Here is an 18,969-nt window from a genome sequence, read left to right on the forward strand (position 1 = left end):
CAAAAGCAAGGGAAGTCAGCAAAAAAGGCGACCGGTTTTACGCGGGCGCCTTTCTGGTTTGATTGAATGCTTACAGCAGATCGTACTGCTTGAGTTTCTTGCGCAGCGTGCCGCGGTTCAGTCCGAGCAGCTCGCTGGCCTTGGTCTGGTTGCCCTTGACGTAGTTCATCACGCTTTCGAGCAGGGGAGCCTCGACTTCGGAGAGCACCAGGTTGTACACGTCCGTGACGGACGCGCCCTCAAGGTGGGCGAAATAATTGTGCAGCGCCTTCTCGACACTCCCGCGAAGGGTCTGGCCTTCTTCGCTCGGGGTATTGAGGTGCTGTTTCAAATTCACGTTGTCGCTCACGGGTGTTGTTCCACTCACTAAAGTCTCGGTCATCATCGTCATGCGGCCACCCCTTCTCCGTCCCCTGTCAGGCTCTTGTAACGTTCGGCGAAGAACTCCCGAACGTTGGCGCATTGTGTTTCCGTACCATCCAAACGATTGAAGTGGGCGCGAAACTCCCTGGCGCCCGGCAAGGTTGCGAGATACCAGCCCACATGCTTGCGGGCAATTCGCACGCCCATCACGTCCCCATAGAAGGTGTGAAGGGCGGCCAGATGCTCAAGCAGAATGCGTTCCACCTCGATCAGCTCCGGCGCCGGCAGTTTTTCGCCGGTACGCAGGAAGTGTTCGATCTCGCGAAAAATCCATGGCCGCCCCTGGGCAGCTCGGCCGATCAACAGGCCATCGGCACCGGTCGCGTCGAGCACGTAGCGGGCCTTTTCCGGCGATACGATGTCGCCGTTGGCAAAGACCGGAATCGACACCGCCTGCTTGATCGCGGCAATGGTGTCGTACTCGGCTTCGCCGGTGTACAGGTCGGCGCGGGTGCGGCCATGCACCGCCAGCGCCGTGATCCCGGCCTGCTCGGCGATCTTCGCCACGGTCAGGCCGTTCTTGTTGTCGCGATCCCATCCGGTGCGGATCTTCAGGGTCACCGGCACATCAACTGCCGCCACGACGGCGTTCAGGATCTCGGTAACCAGTGCCTCATCCTTCAACAACGCGGAGCCGGCGGCCTTGTTGCAGACCTTCTTCGCCGGGCAACCCATGTTGATATCAATAATCTGTGCGCCCAGTTCGACGTTGGCCCGGGCAGCATCCGCCAGCATCTGCGCATCGCCACCGGCGATCTGCACCGAGCGTGGCTCGGGATCGCCTTCGTGGATCATGCGCATGCGCGACTTGCGGGTGTTCCACAGGCTCATGTCACTGGTGACCATTTCCGAGACTACAAGCCCTGCGCCCAGACGCTTGCACAGCTGACGAAAGGGCTGGTCGGTGACACCCGCCATCGGGGCGAGGATCAAGCCGTTCTGCAATGTATATGGGCCGATGCGTACCGCCGACATAGGACTTCCCTGAAGTGGGGCCGGATCATGAGAGTTCGAAAAAGGGTTGGCATGATACCCGCTCTCGATGACTGGATAAAGGCTGAATTGAACAAAATCTGAACAGTTATTCTGTTATTACCGCCGGTTTGGTCGTGCGCTGCGCAGTCAGAAAACTGTCGTCAATCCGGGAGCGGTGAAGCGTTTCACTCGGGCGAGTGGAAACTCAGGCTGTAGTTCACGGCTTTCGGGCCTGGATCGAGGATGTCCAGGGCGATGTGGATCGGCGTCTGCGGCGGCATTTCCGCCATGCCTTCGAGGTCGCCGTTGAGGTATTCGCCGGGTTTGAAGCGACGACTGGCGATCAGGTGACCGTTGAGGTCGGCGAAGCGCAGCTCCAGCAGCGGAAACGGCTGCGAGAACGGCGCGCGGTTATAAATGATCGCGTCCACCACCAGCGCACCGCTGAATTCCGGGTGGCTGCGCACCACCAGATTGCTGCTCTTGATCTTGGCGATATCGACCTTGGACGGCACCGTGCAGCCGATTTGCGGGCACAGTTGCTGGAACCACGGCCGGTATTGATCCTGACGCGCCAGTTCATCGAAGTGATAGGCGATGTACTGTCCGCCCAGGCCGGCAGCGGCGAGTACGATCAGCAACAGCCAGAGCAGGCGGCGGCCCCAGGGCGAGCGGCGTTTCTGCCAGTCCAGTTGCAGCGGATCATCGGTCAGATCCTGCAAGGCTTCGGCGCGAACACTGGATTCGACACGTTCGCGTTTTTTGCGCGCAGGTTCGATCAGTGGCAGTTCGTCGTCGACGTCGTCGCTGGCCGACAGGCGTTCGCGGCGGGCATTCGGGTCGATCGGATCGTGCAGACGCAGTTGCGGGATCGGCGGTTCGTCATCGAGATCCACCGGCTCCAGCGACAGCGAAGGTTCAGTGCGCTCCGGTTTGATCGGCTCGGGCTCGACGACGTCGGGTTCATCTTCGACTTCGGGTGCGCGCTCATCTGCCGGTTCGCTGAACAGGCTGTCCGGCCACGTCGTGTCTTCCGGTTCGTGGCTATCGCGGCGAGCGCTCAGGGCGTCTTCGCGCGGGCGACCGAACTCGGTGGTCGGCTGGATTTCCCGTTGTTCGAGGCGGGCCAGTTCTTCGTCCAGATCCAGGCTGTCCAGATCCAGCTCGGCGGCGCTCCATTGCTTCTGGCTGGTGGCGCGCGGCTCGGGCGCTTCGACGATGGCCGGCGGCTCGACAGGCGCAGGCTCGCTGATCGGCGGTGGTTCGCTGATCAACGGCGCCACTGGCGTGACCGCTTCCTTGCCTGCGTGTTGCTCCAGCAATTGCTTGGCGGCATTGAACACTTGCAGGCAGGAGCCGCAACGAACCACCCCGCGGGCCACGCTCAACTGAGCGTGGCTGACACGGAAACTGGTTTGGCAATGCGGGCACTGGGTGACGAAGCTGTCGGTCATGCGGCGATCCGGATTGAGCAGGCGGTCATTCTAGCGCCGACGGCCGGTGATGCGCACCCAGCCATCACGATTGGCGATCGGGTCGAGATCGAAGTCCTGCGCGTAGGCGGCAGCGACTTCGTCACCTTGTTCGGCGAGGATCCCGGACAGCGCCAGGCGCCCGCCGGACTTGACCAGGCCGGACAGTTGCGGCGCCAGGGAAACCAGCGGACCGGCCAGAATGTTGGCGACCAGTACGTCGGCTTTGACCTGCGGCAGGTCTTCCGGCAGGTACAGCGGGAACAGTTCGTCAGCGATGTTGTTGCGCCCGGCGTTGTCGCGGGAGGCTTCGAGTGCCTGCACGTCGATGTCGGTGCCGACGGCTTCTTTCGCGCCGAGCAGCAGGGCGGCAATCGCCAGAATCCCCGAGCCGCAGCCGAAGTCCAGCACGTTGCAGTCTTTCAGGTCCTGGCCGTCCAGCCATTCCAGGCACAGGGCGGTGGTCGGGTGGGTGCCGGTGCCGAATGCCAGGCCCGGGTCCAGCAGCAGGTTGACCGCGTCCGGCTCCGGTGCGGCGTGCCAGCTCGGCACGATCCACAGGCGCTGACCGAAACGCATTGGCTGGAAACCGTCCATCCAGCTGCGTTCCCAGTCCTGGTCTTCGATCACTTCGCTGTGGTGCTCGGGCAGCGGGCTGCCAGTCAGCAGTTCCAGATGGGCCAGTACCGGAGCGGCTTCGGTGCCGCCCTCGAACAGGGCCAGCAGGTGGGTGTGCGCCCACAGCGGGGTGGTATTGAGTTCCGGTTCGAAGATCGGCTGATCTTCGGCGTCCATGAAGGTCACCGAAACGGCGCCCACTTCAAGGAAAGCGTCTTCGTAGGTTTCGGCTTGTTCTGGGCTGATGGCGAGACGGACTTGCAGCCAAGGCATGGCGGGCACCTGTGAAAAAGATTGATTGCAGCCTAGCGGCCTGCGAGAAGCGCGCAAGTTTACGCGAGCGCGACGGTTTTGTGGGAGCGGGGAATGTGTGAGCAGATGAAACCTTCGGAAACAACAAAGCCGCCCGAAGGCGGCCTTGTCTGGTGCGGGCTGAAGCTTAGTGCTTCTCGCCAGCCAGCTTGTGCTCGAGGTAGTGAATGTTCACGCCCCCTTTGCAGAAGCCTTCGTCACGGGTCAGATCACGGTGCAGCGGGATGTTGGTCTTGATCCCGTCGACCACGATTTCGTCCAGGGCATTGCGCATGCGGGCCATGGCTTCGTCGCGGGTCGCGCCGTAAGTGATCAGCTTGCCGATCAGCGAGTCGTAGTTCGGCGGAACGGCATAACCGCTGTACAGGTGCGAATCGACGCGAACGCCGTTGCCGCCTGGAGCGTGGAAATGCTTGACCGTACCCGGGCTCGGCATGAAGGTCTTTGGATCTTCAGCGTTGATCCGGCATTCCAGCGAGTGACCGCGGATGACCACATCATCCTGGGTATACGACAGCTTGTTGCCAGCGGCGATGCTGAGCATCTCCTTGACGATGTCGATACCGGTGACCATTTCCGAAACCGGGTGCTCCACCTGAACACGGGTGTTCATTTCGATGAAGTAGAAACGACCGTTCTCGTACAGGAACTCGAAGGTGCCGGCGCCACGGTAGCCGATGTCGATGCACGCCTTGACGCAGCGGGCCAGGACTTCCTTGCGCGCGTTCTCGTCGATGCCCGGTGCCGGCGCTTCTTCGAGAACCTTCTGGTGACGGCGTTGCAGCGAGCAATCGCGGTCACCCAGATGGATGGCGTTGCCCTGGCCGTCGGACAGAACCTGCACTTCGACGTGACGCGGGTTGGTCAGGAATTTTTCCAGATAGACCATCGGGTTGCCGAACGCCGCGCCTGCTTCGGAGCGGGTCAGTTTCGCCGAGGCGATCAGGTCTTCTTCCTTGTGCACCACGCGCATGCCGCGACCACCACCGCCGCCGGCGGCCTTGATGATCACCGGGTAGCCGACTTCACGACCGATGCGCAGTGCCGTTTCCTCGTCTTCCGGCAGCGGGCCGTCGGAACCTGGAACGGTTGGCACGCCCGCTTCGATCATCGCGTGCTTGGCCGATACCTTGTCGCCCATCAGGCGAATGGTTTCGGCTTTCGGGCCGATGAAGGCGAAGCCGGAGTTCTCGACCTGCTCGGCGAAATCAGCGTTTTCCGCGAGGAAACCGTAGCCTGGGTGAATGGCGGTAGCGCCAGTCACTTCGGCGGCCGCGATAATGGCCGGGATGTGCAGGTAGGACTGAGCGGCAGAAGCCGGGCCGATGCAGACGGATTCGTCTGCCAGACCCAGGTGCATCAGCTCTTTGTCGGCCTTGGAGTAAACGGCGACGGTCTTGATGCCCATCTCTTTGCAGGCACGCAGAATCCGCAGGGCGATCTCACCGCGGTTAGCGATCAGAACTTTTTCCAACTTCGCAGTCATCAAAGGCTCTCCGCAGTTCAAACGATGGTGAACAGCGGTTGGTCGTACTCAACCGGCTGGCCGTCTTCGACGAGGATGGACTCGATCACACCGCTGGTTTCAGCTTCGATGTGGTTCATCATCTTCATGGCTTCGACGATGCACAGGGTGTCGCCTTTCTTCACGGTCTGGCCGACTTCAACGAAGGACGGCGAGGTTGGTGAAGATTTGCGATAGAAGGTGCCGACCATCGGCGAACGGGCAACGGTGCCGTTCAGCGCTGGAGCAGCAGCGGCAGCCGGAGCTGCTGCAGCAGCAACCGGAGCGGCAGCGGCGGCAGGTGCAGCGGCCGGAGCCTGCATCGGAGCCGGTGCGTAATACTGCTGCGCCGGGGTCTTGCTGTGACGGCTGATGCGTACGGACTCTTCGCCTTCCTTGATCTCGAGCTCGTCGATGCCGGACTCTTCCAGCAATTCGATCAGTTTCTTAACTTTACGGATATCCATGAATCATCAACTCCCAAGGGTCGGTCAGGGGCGTATAGCTTGTTGTTCAAGCTGCTCTAGTGCAGCCTCCAGGGCCAGTCGATAACCGCTGGCGCCAAGGCCGCAGATCACTCCTACCGCTACGTCGGAGAAGTAAGAGTGATGGCGGAAAGGTTCGCGTTTGTGCACGTTGGACAAATGCACTTCGATGAATGGGATGCTCACTCCCAGCAGCGCGTCACGTAATGCGACACTTGTGTGTGTAAATGCTGCCGGGTTGATCAGAATGAAGTCCACGCCCTCGCCGCGTGCGGCGTGGATGCGGTCGATCAATTCGTACTCGGCGTTGCTTTGCAGATACAGCAGATGATGGCTGGCTTCACGGGCGCGGCGTTCCAGATCCTGATTGATCTGCGCCAGGGTGGTCGACCCGTAGGTCCCGGGTTCCCGGGTGCCGAGCAGGTTCAGGTTGGGGCCGTGCAGCACCAGTAGCGTTGCCATCTGCGTGTTCCTTGTTATGGGTGAGCCTTCGTCAGAACCCGGCGACTATGCCGCAAAGACTTTGTGACTGTCCAGTTCTCTGCAATAGCCAGCACGATGACCGATGTTTGCGCAAAATATGTGACTGACTGATTAAATCCGGTCATTCGCTTTGGCGACACGTTCGGCGAAGTCGCTGGCGTTGATCTCGCCGATCACCCGCACATCGCGACGTTCCACCCCGTCCTTGCCGAAGAACATCAGCGCCGGTGGGCCAAACAGGCTGTAGCGGTCGAGCAGGGTGCGCTGTTCGGCGTTGCTCGCGGTGATATCGAAGCGGATCAGCCGATAGCCCTTGAGCCGATCGACGACTGTCGCGTCATTGAGCACTTCGTGTTCGATGACTTTGCAGCTGATGCACCAGTCGGCGTACCAGTCGAGCAGCAGCGGGGTGCCGGCGGTTTTCGCTTCGAGCAGCACTCGATCCAGTTCCGCCGGGGTGCTGACGGTCTGCCACGAACCGCTGTTTTGCGCGGTCGAGCCACTGTCGGCAAGGCGTGCCGGGGCTATCGGATTCAGCGGGTCGGTCTGCCCGCTGAACGCGCCGTACCAGCAGGCCAGCGCATAAAACAGCAGGAACATGCCGAGCAACTGGCCGAGGCGTTTGCGCGGCGGTTTGTAGACGAATTCCAGAGCGCCGAGGAACAGGCCGACACCGCCGGCCAGCAGGCCGATCAGCAGCAAGGTGATCTGCCCCGGCAACACCCGGCTGAGCAACCCGATGGCCAACCCGAGCAGCAACACGCCGATGCCGTTCTTCACGTACATCATCCACGGCCCGCTTTTCGGCAGCCACGCTGCGCCGCCGGTGGCCACCAGCAACAGCGGCGCGCCCATGCCCAGCCCGAGCATGAACAGCTTCAGGCCGCCGCCCAGCGCATCGCCGCTGGCGCTTATATAAAGCAGCGCGCCGGCCAGCGGGGCGGAAACACACGGGGATACCAGCAGACTCGACACCACGCCCAACACCGCCGCGCCCCACAGCGAGCCGCCTTCAGTACGCCCGGCGATCCGGTCGAGGCGGCTGCTGATGAAGTGCGGCAGTTTCAGCTCGAACACGCCGAACATCGCCAGCGCGAACACCGCAAAGAACATCGCAAACGGCACCAGCACCCACGCCGATTGCAGCCGCGCCTGCAAATTCAGTTGCGCGCCGAACAGCCCCATCAGCGCGCCAAGCAGCGCGAAGCACGCCGCCATCGGCAGCACATAAGCCAGCGACAGATTGAAGCCGCGCCAACCGCCGACCTGCCCGCGCAACACCACGCCGGACAGGATCGGCAGCATCGGCAACACACAAGGCGTGAAGGTCAGGCCCAGGCCCGCCAGGAAGAACAGCGCCAGATCACGCCAGTCCCAATCCGTCACCGGAGCGGACGCGTCACTTGCCGCTGCGTTGCCCTCGATGCTCAGGCGTTCGGTTTCCGGTGGGTAGCACAAACCCTTGTCGGCACAGCCCTGATAGGTGACGGCCAACGTAAACGCCCGGGAATCATTGCGCGGCAGCTCCACATCGAGAATGCCGTGGTAGACCTCGACGTCGCCGAAATACTCGTCGTGTTTCTGTTCGCCTTGGGGCAGTTGTGCGGCGCCAAGTTTTACCTCGGCAGGCTCGGCACGAAACTGGAAGCGATGGCGGTAGAGGTAATAGCCTTCGGTGGCGACGAAGCGCAGTTTGACCGATTGCGGCGTGCTCTCGACCAGGCTCAGTTGAAAGGCTTCGCGCACCGGCAGGAAATCGGCGCTGTTGTTGACCGAGCCAAGCGTGGCGCTGGGTTTGCTGTCGAACAGACCGGCGGCGCCGGCCGGCAGGGCGAAGACGAAAAACAGCAGGCAGAGCAGACGGCGCATGACAATCTCGCGAATCAAAGGTGCGGGAATGATAGCGGACTTGGCCCTGCGCTGTGTGTCACACGCGGAACGCCTGCACGGCGGTGTGCAGCTGACCGCCCAGTAACAGCAGGTTCTCGCCTTGCTCGCGGCCCTGACCGATGCGCAGCAGATTGTCCCCGCCCAATTGGTGAATACGCTCGCTGTGATCGCGGATCTCGCTGACCGCGCCGCTCTGTTGGGCGGTGATGTCGGCGATGCGGACGGCCGTGTCGGAGATGGTCTGGATCGCGCCGACAATCTTGTCCAGTGCCCCGTCCGCCGATTGCGCCTGATTGGCCGTGGCCTCGGCGTGTTCGACCTGCGCGCGCATGCCCTCGACCGATTGCCGGGCGGCGGTTTGCAGGCCGGCAATCAGGGTCTGGATTTCCGCGGTGGCGCCGGCGGTGCGTTGCGCCAGTGATCGGACCTCTTCGGCCACCACGGCAAAACCACGGCCCATCTCCCCGGCGCGGGCGGCTTCGATCGCCGCGTTGAGCGCCAGCAGGTTGGTCTGGTCGGCAATCGAGCGGATCACCGTCAGCACGCCGCCGATGGTTGCCGACTCTTCGGCCAGGTGTTCGATCATCTGCGCGTTGCCTTGCACTTCGCCGACCAGTGCGTGCAGACCAGTGAGGCTCTGGCCGATCACTTGTTGCCCATGTTCGACGGCCAGTCCGGCATGACGACTGGCGTCGGCGGCCTGGCGCGCATCGCCGGCCACTTGCTGGATGGTCGCTTCCAGTTCGCCGAGGGAATCACGGATCAGCGCGGTATCGCCGGCCTGATGTTCGGCGCCGCTGTGCAAGTCATTGCTCAGTTCGGCGAGGGTGCGGCTGCTGCCGGCCACTTGCTCGGCATTGCCGCGAATCGTCCCGACCAGATCCACCAGATAGGCACGCAGACGATTGAGCGAGGCTTCGATGTCGTGCAGTTCGCGGTTGGTCTTACCCAGATGAATGTCGCGGCTGAAATCGCCTTCGGCCCAGGTCGACAGCGCTGGGGCGAGGTTGGTCAGGGTGCGGGCCAGGCGTCGCTGCAGGGTGTCGATCAGCAGCGCGATCAGCAGGATCAGGCCGATCATCACGCCTTGCATCAGCCGCACTTCGCCCTGGATCTGCCCGTGCTGGGCACGCACCACGGGTTCGAGACCAGCGATGGCCTGCTGCACGGCAGCGATTTTCTGGTGGGTCGCGGTGCTCAGGTCGGTGCGTTTCTGGATCTGCTCGCGGGTGCGCGCCAGCTCGGCCGGGTAACGGCCGAGCAAACTGTTGAGCTCGCGTTTGAGGCCGACGCCGGCGTCTTCGGCAGCGGCTTTTTCCGTGCTTTCAATGCCCATCATCGCGGCGAAATCGTCGCTGCCGGACTCACTGCTGGCGACCACGCCGAGCAAGGGCAGGGCGTCGATCGTCTGGGCCTGGGTGCGGATGTTGCTGACTTCGCGCTCGACATCGGCGGCCAGTTCACTGCGTCCGCTGCTGACCAGTTTGTCCCGGGCCAGCGACAGTTTGCCCAGATGCTGAGATGCGACCAGCAGGGGCGTCAGGTAGGTCGCGTTGCCGCCGGCGTAGGTGCTGAGCTGGTCGAGGCTGGCGCTCAATTCGCGCTCAGCCTGCAACAGCAGGGCCTGCGGATCACCGGCCAGTTTGCCGGCGGCCAGCAGGTCGGTCTTGCTGAATTCGTCGAGGCCGGTGAGGCTCGGGCGCAGTGTGTCGGCCAGCGCGGGCGGCAGCTCGCCGAGTTCTTTCTGCAATTGATCGATGGCCTGGCTGGCGCTGCTCAGGCGCAGGGCGTCGCCGCTGGCGAGGTAATCCTCGACGTTGCGTGCCACGTCATTCTGAAATTGCTGCGACAGTCCCAGGTAACGCTCCATCAACAGATACGGGCGCTCCAGGGCTTTCTGCGACCACCACAGCGTGGCGCCGAGGGCCACGCAGACGGCGACCAGCAACAGAGTATTGAGATTGGTGAGCAACTTCAGGCGCATGACGGCTACCAACGGCAGAATGGTAAGCGCCTGAATTTATTGCGGTTCTGTTACAGGGTTATGACCGATTGGGTCGAATCCGATGAAAAAGTGGCACTTTGCTTTGAGTCGCGCGCGGTCTGCACCCGGTTGCGTCCTTCGCCCTTGGCGCGGTACAGCGCCTCGTCGGCCTGGCTGGCCATCATCAGGCTGTCGGAGTCGTCGTGCATTTCCACCACGCCGGCACTGAAGGTGCACCACAGATCCTGCGGCTGGGCCGGATAGTGAATTTCGGCAAAGCGCTGGCGGATTTCGTCGAGCACTTTGTGCGCCGCTTCTATATCGGTGTCCGGCATGACGATGGCGAATTCCTCGCCGCCGTAACGGCCGATGAAGTCGGTCTTGCGCAGACGCTGCTTGAGAAACAGCGCCAGGCTCTTGATCACCCGATCGCCCATGGGATGGCCGTGGCTGTCATTGACCCGCTTGAAGTGGTCGATGTCGAGCATCGCAAAGCTCAGCGGCTTGTTCTCACGGCGGGCGCGGAACGAGCAGTCTTCGAGCAATTGCAGAATGTGCGTGTGGTTGTACAGGCCGGTGAGGCTGTCGCGGACCATCCGTGCCTTCAAGTTGCGCGCGCGGGCGGCGCGGTTGCGCACAGTGGTGATCAGGTGGCGCGGCTTGATCGGCTTGGTCAGGAAGTCATCGCCACCTTCGCTCATGGCGTCGAGTTGCTTGTCCAGATCGTCTTCGGCCGACAGGTAAATGATCGGCACGCTGACGTAGCGGTCGTTGTGGCGGATGACCTTGGCCAGCTCGGTGCCGGTGCAAGCCGGCATGTACATGTCGAGGATGATCAGATCCGGCTGGAAGTCCGCCAGCTCGGCCATGGCCTGGATCGGTTCGATCAAGGTGCGGGTGACGATCCCGGCGCTGTTGAGCAGGCGTTCGGTATGCAGGGCCTGGGCGCGGGAGTCGTCGATGATCAGCACTTTATAGGGTTCGTACTGGGCGACGCAGGTCAGGACTTCGATCTTCTCCAGCAGGCTCGAGGCTTCGAGGGTGCCGGTGAGGAATTCCTGGCCACCGGCGCGCACCGCCGCGAGGCGGGTCGGGGTGTCGGTTTCGTGCAGGCTGAAGAACAGCAGCGGCAGCGGTTCTTCCAGACCTTGCTGAGCTTCGGCGGCCAGTTTCAGGCCGACGCCGGCGCCGCTGAAATCCACGTCCATGACAATCGCGGCCGGCAGGCGCTCGACCATCGAGGAGCGAAACGCCGACACGCTGTCCAGCGCCTGGGCGCTCAGACCGAAAAACTCCAGCTGCTTGGCCAGCCGCTCGGCGCGGTCGTGATCCTGCAGCATCACGTAGATCGGTTTGCGCAGGGGCGGCAGAAAGGTCTGATCAAGCTGATCGCCATGGCGCAGGCCGGTGCGCGACAAGCGCTGCATCAAACGGTTGAGATCGGTGATCAGGCCGCTGCTCAGGCGCCCGCGATTGGCGTCCACCGCTTCCAGCGACTGGCTGATGTGGCGGGCCAGCTGCGTGTGTTCGGGCTGTTCGAAGCGCTCGGCAAAACGCAGCAGGCGCAGATTGGCCTCGCTCAGTTCGGCGAGATCGGCAGTGGACCACTCACTGCGTTGCAGGCGCTGCCATATCTCAAGAATCTGACGTGCCTGATGAATTACCCGCTGGGCAAAGTGGTGCTTGAGGCGCTCGCGGCTGGGGTCTTCTGGCTCGGTCATATCCTGACTACTAGTTAGGGTGCATGCTGAGATCGACTGGTGGCTCTATGCTAGCACCTCTTTTCCCTTACATGAGTGTCGTACGTCAATAATCTGCGGTACGACGTCATTCAGTTTCTGACTGCCGGGTTTCAATTTGAACCTGATCGTCGGGGAAGTCCCATCTACCGGGCATTTGCCGATCTGTGCGCCGGTGAATTTCTCGGAGGATGAGAAAGGTGGGGCAGGGTGTTTGTGCTGTCGCGTTGCGGGTATCGGCATCGAATTGGTGGTGAATCGGATATCGGGGAATCCCTTAGGGCGGCCTGTCCGGGCCTCGTGTCGGGTGGCGAGACAACGCCTGTCAATATTGACGGGTGCCCGGTCGAGGCACGTTGTTGTATGGTTGTGGTCGAACCGTTGAACCCAAGATTGAAAGGATATCGCCATGCTGGACTGGAAGAACCGCGCGGGCAGCGCGCCTGAACGTGCCGCCGAGCCCAAGTCGGCCGCCCGCAGCTATGTCGGCGGGCTGTTGTTCAGCCGGGCGCTGGCCACGCTGGTCGCCATTTACCTGTTGGTGACCATCGGCCTGGGCTGGTACTGGAGCCAGGAGCCGGCGCTGTTTCCCGTGGCGCAGAACGCCCAGGTTGCCGCCGAGAAAGAGGGCAAGCAGATGGTGGTCGGCTACACCACCGTCGAAACCCTGAAAACCGTGGCCGGCACGTTGCTCGACAAGCCGGGCGGTTACATTTCCAACGACCGTTTCCCGCCAGGCCTGTGGATGGACAACATGCCGAGCTGGGAATACGGCGTGCTGGTGCAGGTCCGCGATCTGACCCGTGCCCTGCGCAAGGATTTCGCCCGTTCGCAGTCGCAATCGGCTGAAGACGCCGACCTGGCCAAGGCCGAGCCGCGCTTCAACTTCGACAACAAGAGCTGGATCCTGCCGTCCAGCGAGTCGGAATATCAGGAAGGCATCAATTCCCTGAGCCGTTATCAGGCGCGCCTCTCCGACCCGACCCAGAAAAACGCGCTGTTCTACGCCCGCGCCGACAACCTGAACAACTGGCTGGGCGATGTGGGCACCCGTCTCGGTTCGCTGTCGCAACGCCTGTCGGCCAGCGTTGGCCGGGTCAAGCTCAACACCGCGCTGAAAACCGAAGTGCCGGCGGTGGGTGAAGTGCCGCAGGTCGACGAGGAAGTCGTCGAGACTCCGTGGATGCAGATCGACAACGTGTTCTACGAAGCCCGCGGCCAGGCCTGGGCGCTGTCGCACCTGCTGCGCGCAATCGAGGTCGATTTCGCCGACGTGCTGGCGAAGAAGAACGCGACCGTCAGCGTGCGTCAGATCATTCGTGAGCTGGAGGCGTCGCAGGAGCCGATCTGGAGCCCGATGATCCTCAACGGCAGCGGCTTCGGTGTGCTGGCCAACCACTCGCTGGTCATGGCCAACTATATTTCCCGAGCCAACGCCGCCGTGATCGATTTGCGTCAACTGCTCAATCAGGGCTGAGTCATGGACGAGAGCGCCAAAGAGGCGGCCCACCGCGCCGCCTCGGATGCCGAACAGATCGCCTGGGTCGACGAGCAGGACAACCTGCTCGGCGCCCTGGTGCGCTCCGACCTGCGCGAGCGCGGACTGATCGGCCGTGGCACCTACATCATGCTGTTCAACTCCGCCGGTGAACTCTGCGTGCATCGGCGCACGTTGAGCAAAGCCATCTATCCCGGTTACTGGGACGTGGCGGCAGGCGGTATGGTGCAGGCGAACGAGACCTACGCCGAGTCGGCGGCCCGTGAACTGGAAGAAGAATTGGGAGTGAGCGGCGTCGAGCTGACGGCCCACGACCATTTCTACTTCGCAGACACCGGCAATCGCCTCTGGTGTTCGGCGTTTTCGGCGGTGTGGGACGGGCCGCTGATCCTGCAGCCGGAAGAAGTGCTCGAAGCGCGCTTTATTCCGGTCGAGCAGGTCATGCTGGAAATCCAGCAAAAGCCTTATTGCCCGGACTCTCTGGCCGCGTTGAAACGCTATCTGAAGGCTCAGCAAAGCGACGTCGCAAAGAACACATAAATTGGCGCCGATTGGCACTTAGCAATCGGCGTTTTTGCCGTTACACTGCGCGACCTTTTCAAGCTGTGCCGGCCCGCTTTCAGGAGCTCATGGCACAGTAGCGCTGCCCCTGCCTGAGTGGGGCTTCGCGGTCGATAGCCTTGCCCAAGGCTGCGATCAGTCTTTGTCCTCCCGAGAGGATTGCCGGTGGCCAAAAAAGCCGCATCCTTCGCCGCCCTGGGCGGCCTGGTATTTTCCACCGACGCAGGTCGTCATTGCCCGGAATGCAGCAAGCCGGTGGACGCCTGTATCTGCAAACAAACCGTGATCCCGGCCGGCGACGGCATTGCCCGCGTGCGCCGCGAGAGCAAGGGCCGTGGCGGCAAGACGGTGACCACCATCACCGGCGTGCCTCTGGCCGAAGACGCGCTCAAGGAGCTGGCGACAACGTTGAAGAAACGTTGCGGTACCGGCGGTGCGTTGAAAGACGGGATCATCGAGATTCAGGGCGACCATGTCGAGCTGCTCCTGGCCGAGTTGGTCAAGCACGGTTTCAAGGCGAAGAAGTCCGGCGGCTAGCAGCCTCTGTGAAACCCACCGGCGGCTTGATTCAGCTCCAGAGTTCCTGGGCCTGACGTCGTTTCCATGGTTTTCACAGAGCCTGTTCATGACCGGTTTCTAAACTCAACGCTGTCAGCGCGGTCTACCGCCCCGCTGACGAACCGTCATTTTCATTCTTTAGACTGCGCCGGCCTGAGATCAGGCGACGCACTATGACTTCTTTATAGGGGACTTCGATGTCCGTACGACGCACACGCAAAGACGATGGCAGCCAATGGACAGTTGCGGACAGCCGCAGTGTTTACGGGATTCGCCATTGGGGGGCCGGGTATTTCGCGATCAATGACGCCGGTCGCGTCGAAGTTCGTCCGAACGGCCCGAGCAGCTCGCCCATCGATCTGTTCGAACAAGTCGACCAGTTGCGCAAAAGTGGCTTGTCCCTGCCGCTGCTGGTGCGTTTCCCCGACATTCTGCAAGACCGCGTCCGTCAGCTGACCGGCGCTTTCGATGCGAACATCGAGCGTCTGGAATACCAGAGCAAATACACCGCGCTGTACCCGATCAAGGTCAACCAGCAGGAAGCGGTGATCGAGAACATCATCGCCACCCAGAACGTTTCCATCGGTCTGGAAGCCGGCTCCAAGCCTGAGCTGCTGGCGGTGCTGGCGCTGGCGCCGAAGGGCGGCACCATCGTCTGCAACGGTTACAAGGACCGCGAGTTCATCCGTCTGGCGCTCATGGGCCAGAAGCTCGGTCACAACGTGTTCATCGTGATCGAGAAAGAATCCGAAGTCGGTCTGGTGATCGAAGAAGCCGCCTCGCTGAAGGTCAAGCCGCAGGTCGGCCTGCGCGTGCGTCTGTCGTCGCTGGCATCGTCGAAGTGGGCGGACACCGGTGGTGAGAAATCCAAGTTCGGCCTGTCGGCGGCGCAACTGCTGTCCGTGGTCGAGCGCTTCCGCGCGGCGGGCCTGGATCAGGGCATCCGCCTGCTGCACTTCCATATGGGTTCGCAGATCGCCAACCTCGCTGACTACCAGCACGGCTTCAAGGAAGCGATCCGTTACTACGGCGAGCTGCGCAACCTCGGTCTGCCGGTCGATCACATCGACGTCGGTGGCGGCCTGGGCGTCGACTACGACGGTACCCACTCGCGCAACGCCAGTTCGATCAACTACGACATGGATGACTACGCCGGTGTCGTGGTCGGCATGCTCAAAGAGTTCTGCGACGCGCAGGCCTTGCCGCATCCGCACATCTTCTCCGAAAGCGGCCGCTCGCTGACCGCGCACCACGCCATGCTGGTGGTGCAGGTGACCGACGTCGAGAAGCACAACGACGACGTGCCGCAGATCGAGAACAAGGAAGCACTGCCGGAAACCGTGCAGTGGCTGGTTGACCTGCTCGGTCCGACCGACATCGAAATGGTCACCGAAACCTACTGGCGCGCCACCCACTACATGAGCGACGTGGCCGCCCAGTACGCCGACGGCAAACTGACCCTGGCCGAGAAAGCCCTGGCCGAACAATGTTACTTCGCGGTGTGCCGTCGCCTGCACAACTCGCTGAAGGCGCGTCAGCGTTCGCACCGTCAGGTGCTGGACGAACTCAACGACAAGCTGGCCGACAAGTACATCTGCAACTTCTCGGTATTCCAGAGCCTGCCGGACACCTGGGCGATCGATCAGGTCCTGCCGATCATCCCGCTGCACCGTCTCGACGAAGAGCCGCTGCGTCGTGCCGTTCTGCAAGACCTGACCTGCGACTCCGACGGCAAGATCAACCAGTACGTCGACGAGCAGAGCATCGAAACCAGCCTGCCGGTGCATGCGCTGAACGAAGGTGAAGATTACTTGCTGGGCGTGTTCCTGGTCGGCGCCTATCAGGAAATCCTCGGCGACATGCACAACCTGTTCGGTGACACCGACTCGGTGAACATCTACCAGAACGCCGACGGCAGCGTGTACCACGCCGGCATTGAAACCCACGACACCATCGAAGACATGCTGCGCTACGTGCACCTGTCGCCGGAAGAGCTGATGACCCACTACCGCGACAAATGCGCCAGTGCCCGCATCAGCGCCAGCGAGCGCACCCAGTTCCTCGATGCATTGCGCCTGGGTCTGACCCGTTCCTCCTACCTGTCTTCCTGAGGCCAGGTTCCGCTTTCATCGGGTTGTCTGAAATTGTTCCGCTCACCGCGGACGTTTCAGACAACCAGGTGAGACGCTTCTTTTTCTCTTCGCGAAACGGCTTGCTTCCAGGCGAGCAAAGTGACGTCGTCTGCTTTTCGCGTAGGTCATTTCCGAATTTGTAGTTCGGCCCTCTACTCGGCCATGGGTCTCGGCGAGAATCCCCGCCCGCCCCCCTGTAGAGAATTCCCCCATGTTCGATCCAGCCGACGAGCCGTCGTTTCGTCTCGATGTAGCGGGCCTGTCCGACTCGCTTGAAGTCCTGGCATTCACGGGTTGCGAAGCCATCAGCGAGCCTTTTTCATTCGAGATCGACGTGCTGGTCGATGATCCGCACCTGGACCTTGCCGGCCTGATGTACCGTTCGGCGCGCCTGTGTTTCGGGCCTTGTGGCAATGGTGTTCACGGGCAGTTGCACAGTCTTGTCCAGCATGAACAGGGGCGCGGTGCCCGGTTGTTTCGGGCGCGACTCGGGCCTCGGTTGAGCTGCCTGGGCCTGCGTTACAGCCAGCGCATCTTCAGTGATCTTTCGATACCACAGATTCTTGATCAGGTGCTCAGGGAGCACGGCATCAGTGGCAACGGGCGCCGGTTTGATTTGCAGAACGCCTATCCGCCCCGCACGTTCTGCACCCAGTACGGCGAGTCGGATCTGGAATTGATGCAGCGGTTGTGCGGCCAGGCACGCATTCACTATCACTTCGAACATGGGGGCAGGGGGCATTGCCTGGTGTTCGGGGATGACCCGGCTCGACTGCCACGCGCCGGGAACCTGCGATGCGAGGGCGAGGATGTGAGCCGCTGGCAACTGGGCGAACACGCGCGCCTGCATGCAGCAGGTTCGCGGCGGACACGCACGGCGCAGGGGCACTCCGATTCGCCAACCCTGCGCAGTGGTCACTGGCTGACGATTTCCGGCCAGCCCCTGGCAGACGCGAATGCGCACTGGCTGGTGAGCCGAATCGAGCATCGGGCCGATCAGTCGCTTGAGCCGCCCTACAGCAACCGGATCTTTGCCGCTGACCAGTTGCCGATGCCCCGATCATCCGTTGAATACCGGGGCGCGCGCATGTGCAGCCCACAACGCGCGTGGGTGGTCTCGGTCGAGGAGGCGCAACCGGATGCCGTGCGGCCGGTGGCCGTTCAGTTCGACTGGCTCTATCAGGGGGAAGGGGCCCGTCCCAGCCACTGCTGGCTGCCGCTGGCTCCGGCGTTGGCCGATACGCCGATGGCATCATTGAAGGACGGGGTGGAGGTGGTGGTGAGCTTTCTGGAAGGTGACCCAGAGCAGCCCGTGATCAGCGGCGTCTTGCAGGTTCCGGCACTCACCGAAGCCATCGAGGATGATGCACCGTCAGCACTGCCCGAGCGTCTGGCGAGCGCGGGCCTGCCTCAATGGCTGAAAGCGGCCGAGCCGTTATTGTTGTTGTGCCTGATACCGGGCGGTGGCAGTTATCGGCATTGCGCGGCGTCACTGTGCAGCTGTCGATTGGTCGCCGGGCTCAAAACGAGCGACGGAAGATGAGCGTCGCGGCCCCCGGACAGCGCGCTCAATGGTTGTTGCTGGATATCGCACAGGCACCACAGGCCGTGCAGACGTTACGCCAGGGATTTGCCGGTGTGCACAGCCTGAAGCTGTTTGACGGTACGGAGTTCCAGCCGGTCAGTGAACAAGGCCCGTGGCTGATCGACCTGCATGACAGCCCGGCGCTGTCGGCGCTCTGCCACGCCGATCCGCTGACCTGGCAAGGGCTGCTGCTGGGCAGCGAGGCCTCGGCGCCGTTATTGCGCGAACACTTGCAGCGGATGTTGACCGTGTCCGTCGGCCTGAATCACCGGGCACTGCTCAATTTCTACAATCGGCAGACCGCCAGCTACTTTTTCGATGCCTGCGATGCCCGGCAGTTGAGCTGCTGGCTCGGGCCGATCGGGTGGCTGCGCTGGTTCGGCGGGACGTGGGCCGATCTGGCCGGTGGCAGTCAGGGCTGGCAGCAACTGCGCAATCCGGGGCTGGCCGTGGAGCCGCTGCGGATCGAACAAAGCCTGACCCGCCGACAGCGCGAACGCCTGCACCGTTGCCTGCTGGATCAGCATGTCTGGCGCTGGAGTCAGGCGACAGGGAACGACTATCGGCTGATGTCTTCCTTTCAAGAGCAAGGCCTGGAACTGGGGTTCAGCGAGCAGGCGCTGCTGGACGACTGGTTGTGGCTGCGTTTGCAGCATCCGCGTGCCGAGCTGACGCCGCTGCCGCAAGGATTGACCCCACGGGAGCGGCTTGAGCTGTTGCGTCGGCGTTGGCTGAACGACCCGTCGTGAA

16 protein-coding genes are annotated in these 18,969 nt (G+C 62.3%); 6 read left to right on the forward strand and 10 right to left on the reverse strand.

Annotated elements, in window-relative coordinates; genetic code table 11:
- Positions 1–70 precede the first annotated feature (70 nt).
- The 10 genes from fis to gcbA form a co-directional block, all read right to left on the reverse strand.
- Positions 71–391 (reverse strand): DNA-binding transcriptional regulator Fis, encoded by a 321-nt coding sequence (gene fis, locus LOY31_RS03160; protein ID WP_002555375.1) that lies wholly within the window; start codon positions 389–391, stop codon positions 71–73.
- The gene (dusB, locus tag LOY31_RS03165) at positions 388–1,398 is read right to left on the reverse strand and encodes a tRNA dihydrouridine synthase DusB (protein ID WP_221534681.1); all 1,011 of its coding nucleotides are present in this window, start codon (positions 1,396–1,398) and stop codon (positions 388–390) included. The genes fis and dusB overlap by 4 nt, the downstream gene beginning before the upstream one ends.
- A 185-nt stretch (positions 1,399–1,583) precedes the next feature.
- Positions 1,584–2,852, reverse strand: a complete 1,269-nt coding sequence (locus LOY31_RS03170; protein WP_221534680.1) for a DUF3426 domain-containing protein — start codon at positions 2,850–2,852, stop codon at positions 1,584–1,586.
- Positions 2,853–2,882: 30 nt separating this feature from the next.
- Positions 2,883–3,761 (reverse strand): 50S ribosomal protein L11 methyltransferase, encoded by an 879-nt coding sequence (prmA, locus tag LOY31_RS03175; protein ID WP_007951025.1) that lies wholly within the window; start codon positions 3,759–3,761, stop codon positions 2,883–2,885.
- Positions 3,762–3,927: 166 nt separating this feature from the next.
- Positions 3,928–5,286 carry an acetyl-CoA carboxylase biotin carboxylase subunit gene (gene accC, locus LOY31_RS03180; RefSeq protein ID WP_064593229.1) on the reverse strand — a complete coding sequence of 453 codons (1,359 nt, stop codon included), beginning with the start codon at positions 5,284–5,286 and terminating at the stop codon, positions 3,928–3,930.
- Positions 5,287–5,303: 17 nt separating this feature from the next.
- Positions 5,304–5,771, reverse strand: coding sequence for an acetyl-CoA carboxylase biotin carboxyl carrier protein (accB, locus tag LOY31_RS03185; protein WP_007951023.1), 468 nt, complete (start codon positions 5,769–5,771; stop codon positions 5,304–5,306).
- Between the two features lie 24 nt (positions 5,772–5,795).
- Entirely contained in the window at positions 5,796–6,251 is a 456-nt protein-coding gene (gene aroQ / locus LOY31_RS03190) for a type II 3-dehydroquinate dehydratase (protein ID WP_221534678.1), read from the reverse strand.
- A 132-nt stretch (positions 6,252–6,383) separates the two neighbouring features.
- Entirely contained in the window at positions 6,384–8,141 is a 1,758-nt protein-coding gene (locus LOY31_RS03195; RefSeq protein WP_221534676.1) for a protein-disulfide reductase DsbD, read from the reverse strand.
- 58 nt (positions 8,142–8,199) lie between these two features.
- On the reverse strand, positions 8,200–10,146 hold the full coding sequence (locus tag LOY31_RS03200; RefSeq protein ID WP_221534674.1) for a methyl-accepting chemotaxis protein: 1,947 nt from the start codon (positions 10,144–10,146) through the stop codon (positions 8,200–8,202).
- A gap of 50 nt (positions 10,147–10,196) precedes the next feature.
- The gene (gcbA, locus tag LOY31_RS03205) at positions 10,197–11,867 is read right to left on the reverse strand and encodes a diguanylate cyclase GcbA (protein ID WP_085609200.1); all 1,671 of its coding nucleotides are present in this window, start codon (positions 11,865–11,867) and stop codon (positions 10,197–10,199) included.
- 427 nt (positions 11,868–12,294) lie between these two features.
- Here gcbA and LOY31_RS03210 point away from each other — a divergent pair, with 427 nt between their 5' ends.
- The 6 genes from LOY31_RS03210 (at position 12,295) to LOY31_RS03235 (ending at position 18,968) form a co-directional block, all read left to right on the forward strand.
- Positions 12,295–13,362, forward strand: a complete 1,068-nt coding sequence (locus LOY31_RS03210) for a DUF2333 family protein (protein ID WP_039772049.1) — start codon at positions 12,295–12,297, stop codon at positions 13,360–13,362.
- 3 nt (positions 13,363–13,365) lie between these two features.
- Complete coding sequence (locus LOY31_RS03215; protein WP_221534671.1) at positions 13,366–13,923, forward strand: NUDIX hydrolase; 558 nt, start codon at positions 13,366–13,368, stop codon at positions 13,921–13,923.
- A gap of 186 nt (positions 13,924–14,109) precedes the next feature.
- On the forward strand, positions 14,110–14,481 hold the full coding sequence (locus tag LOY31_RS03220; RefSeq protein WP_007951016.1) for a translation initiation factor Sui1: 372 nt from the start codon (positions 14,110–14,112) through the stop codon (positions 14,479–14,481).
- Positions 14,482–14,699: 218 nt separating this feature from the next.
- On the forward strand, positions 14,700–16,613 hold the full coding sequence (gene speA, locus LOY31_RS03225) for an arginine decarboxylase (RefSeq protein WP_011332271.1): 1,914 nt from the start codon (positions 14,700–14,702) through the stop codon (positions 16,611–16,613).
- Positions 16,614–16,845: 232 nt separating this feature from the next.
- Positions 16,846–18,177 (forward strand): type VI secretion system Vgr family protein, encoded by a 1,332-nt coding sequence (locus LOY31_RS03230; RefSeq protein ID WP_221534669.1) that lies wholly within the window; start codon positions 16,846–16,848, stop codon positions 18,175–18,177.
- Positions 18,174–18,968 carry a DUF4123 domain-containing protein gene (locus LOY31_RS03235; RefSeq protein ID WP_258712817.1) on the forward strand — a complete coding sequence of 265 codons (795 nt, stop codon included), beginning with the start codon at positions 18,174–18,176 and terminating at the stop codon, positions 18,966–18,968. Before LOY31_RS03230 ends, LOY31_RS03235 begins: the two co-directional genes overlap by 4 nt.
- Position 18,969 lies beyond the last annotated feature (1 nt).

Origin of the sequence: Pseudomonas sp. B21-021 (assembly GCF_024749205.1) — a bacterium.
GTDB lineage: Bacteria > Pseudomonadota > Gammaproteobacteria > Pseudomonadales > Pseudomonadaceae > Aquipseudomonas > Aquipseudomonas paraglycinae.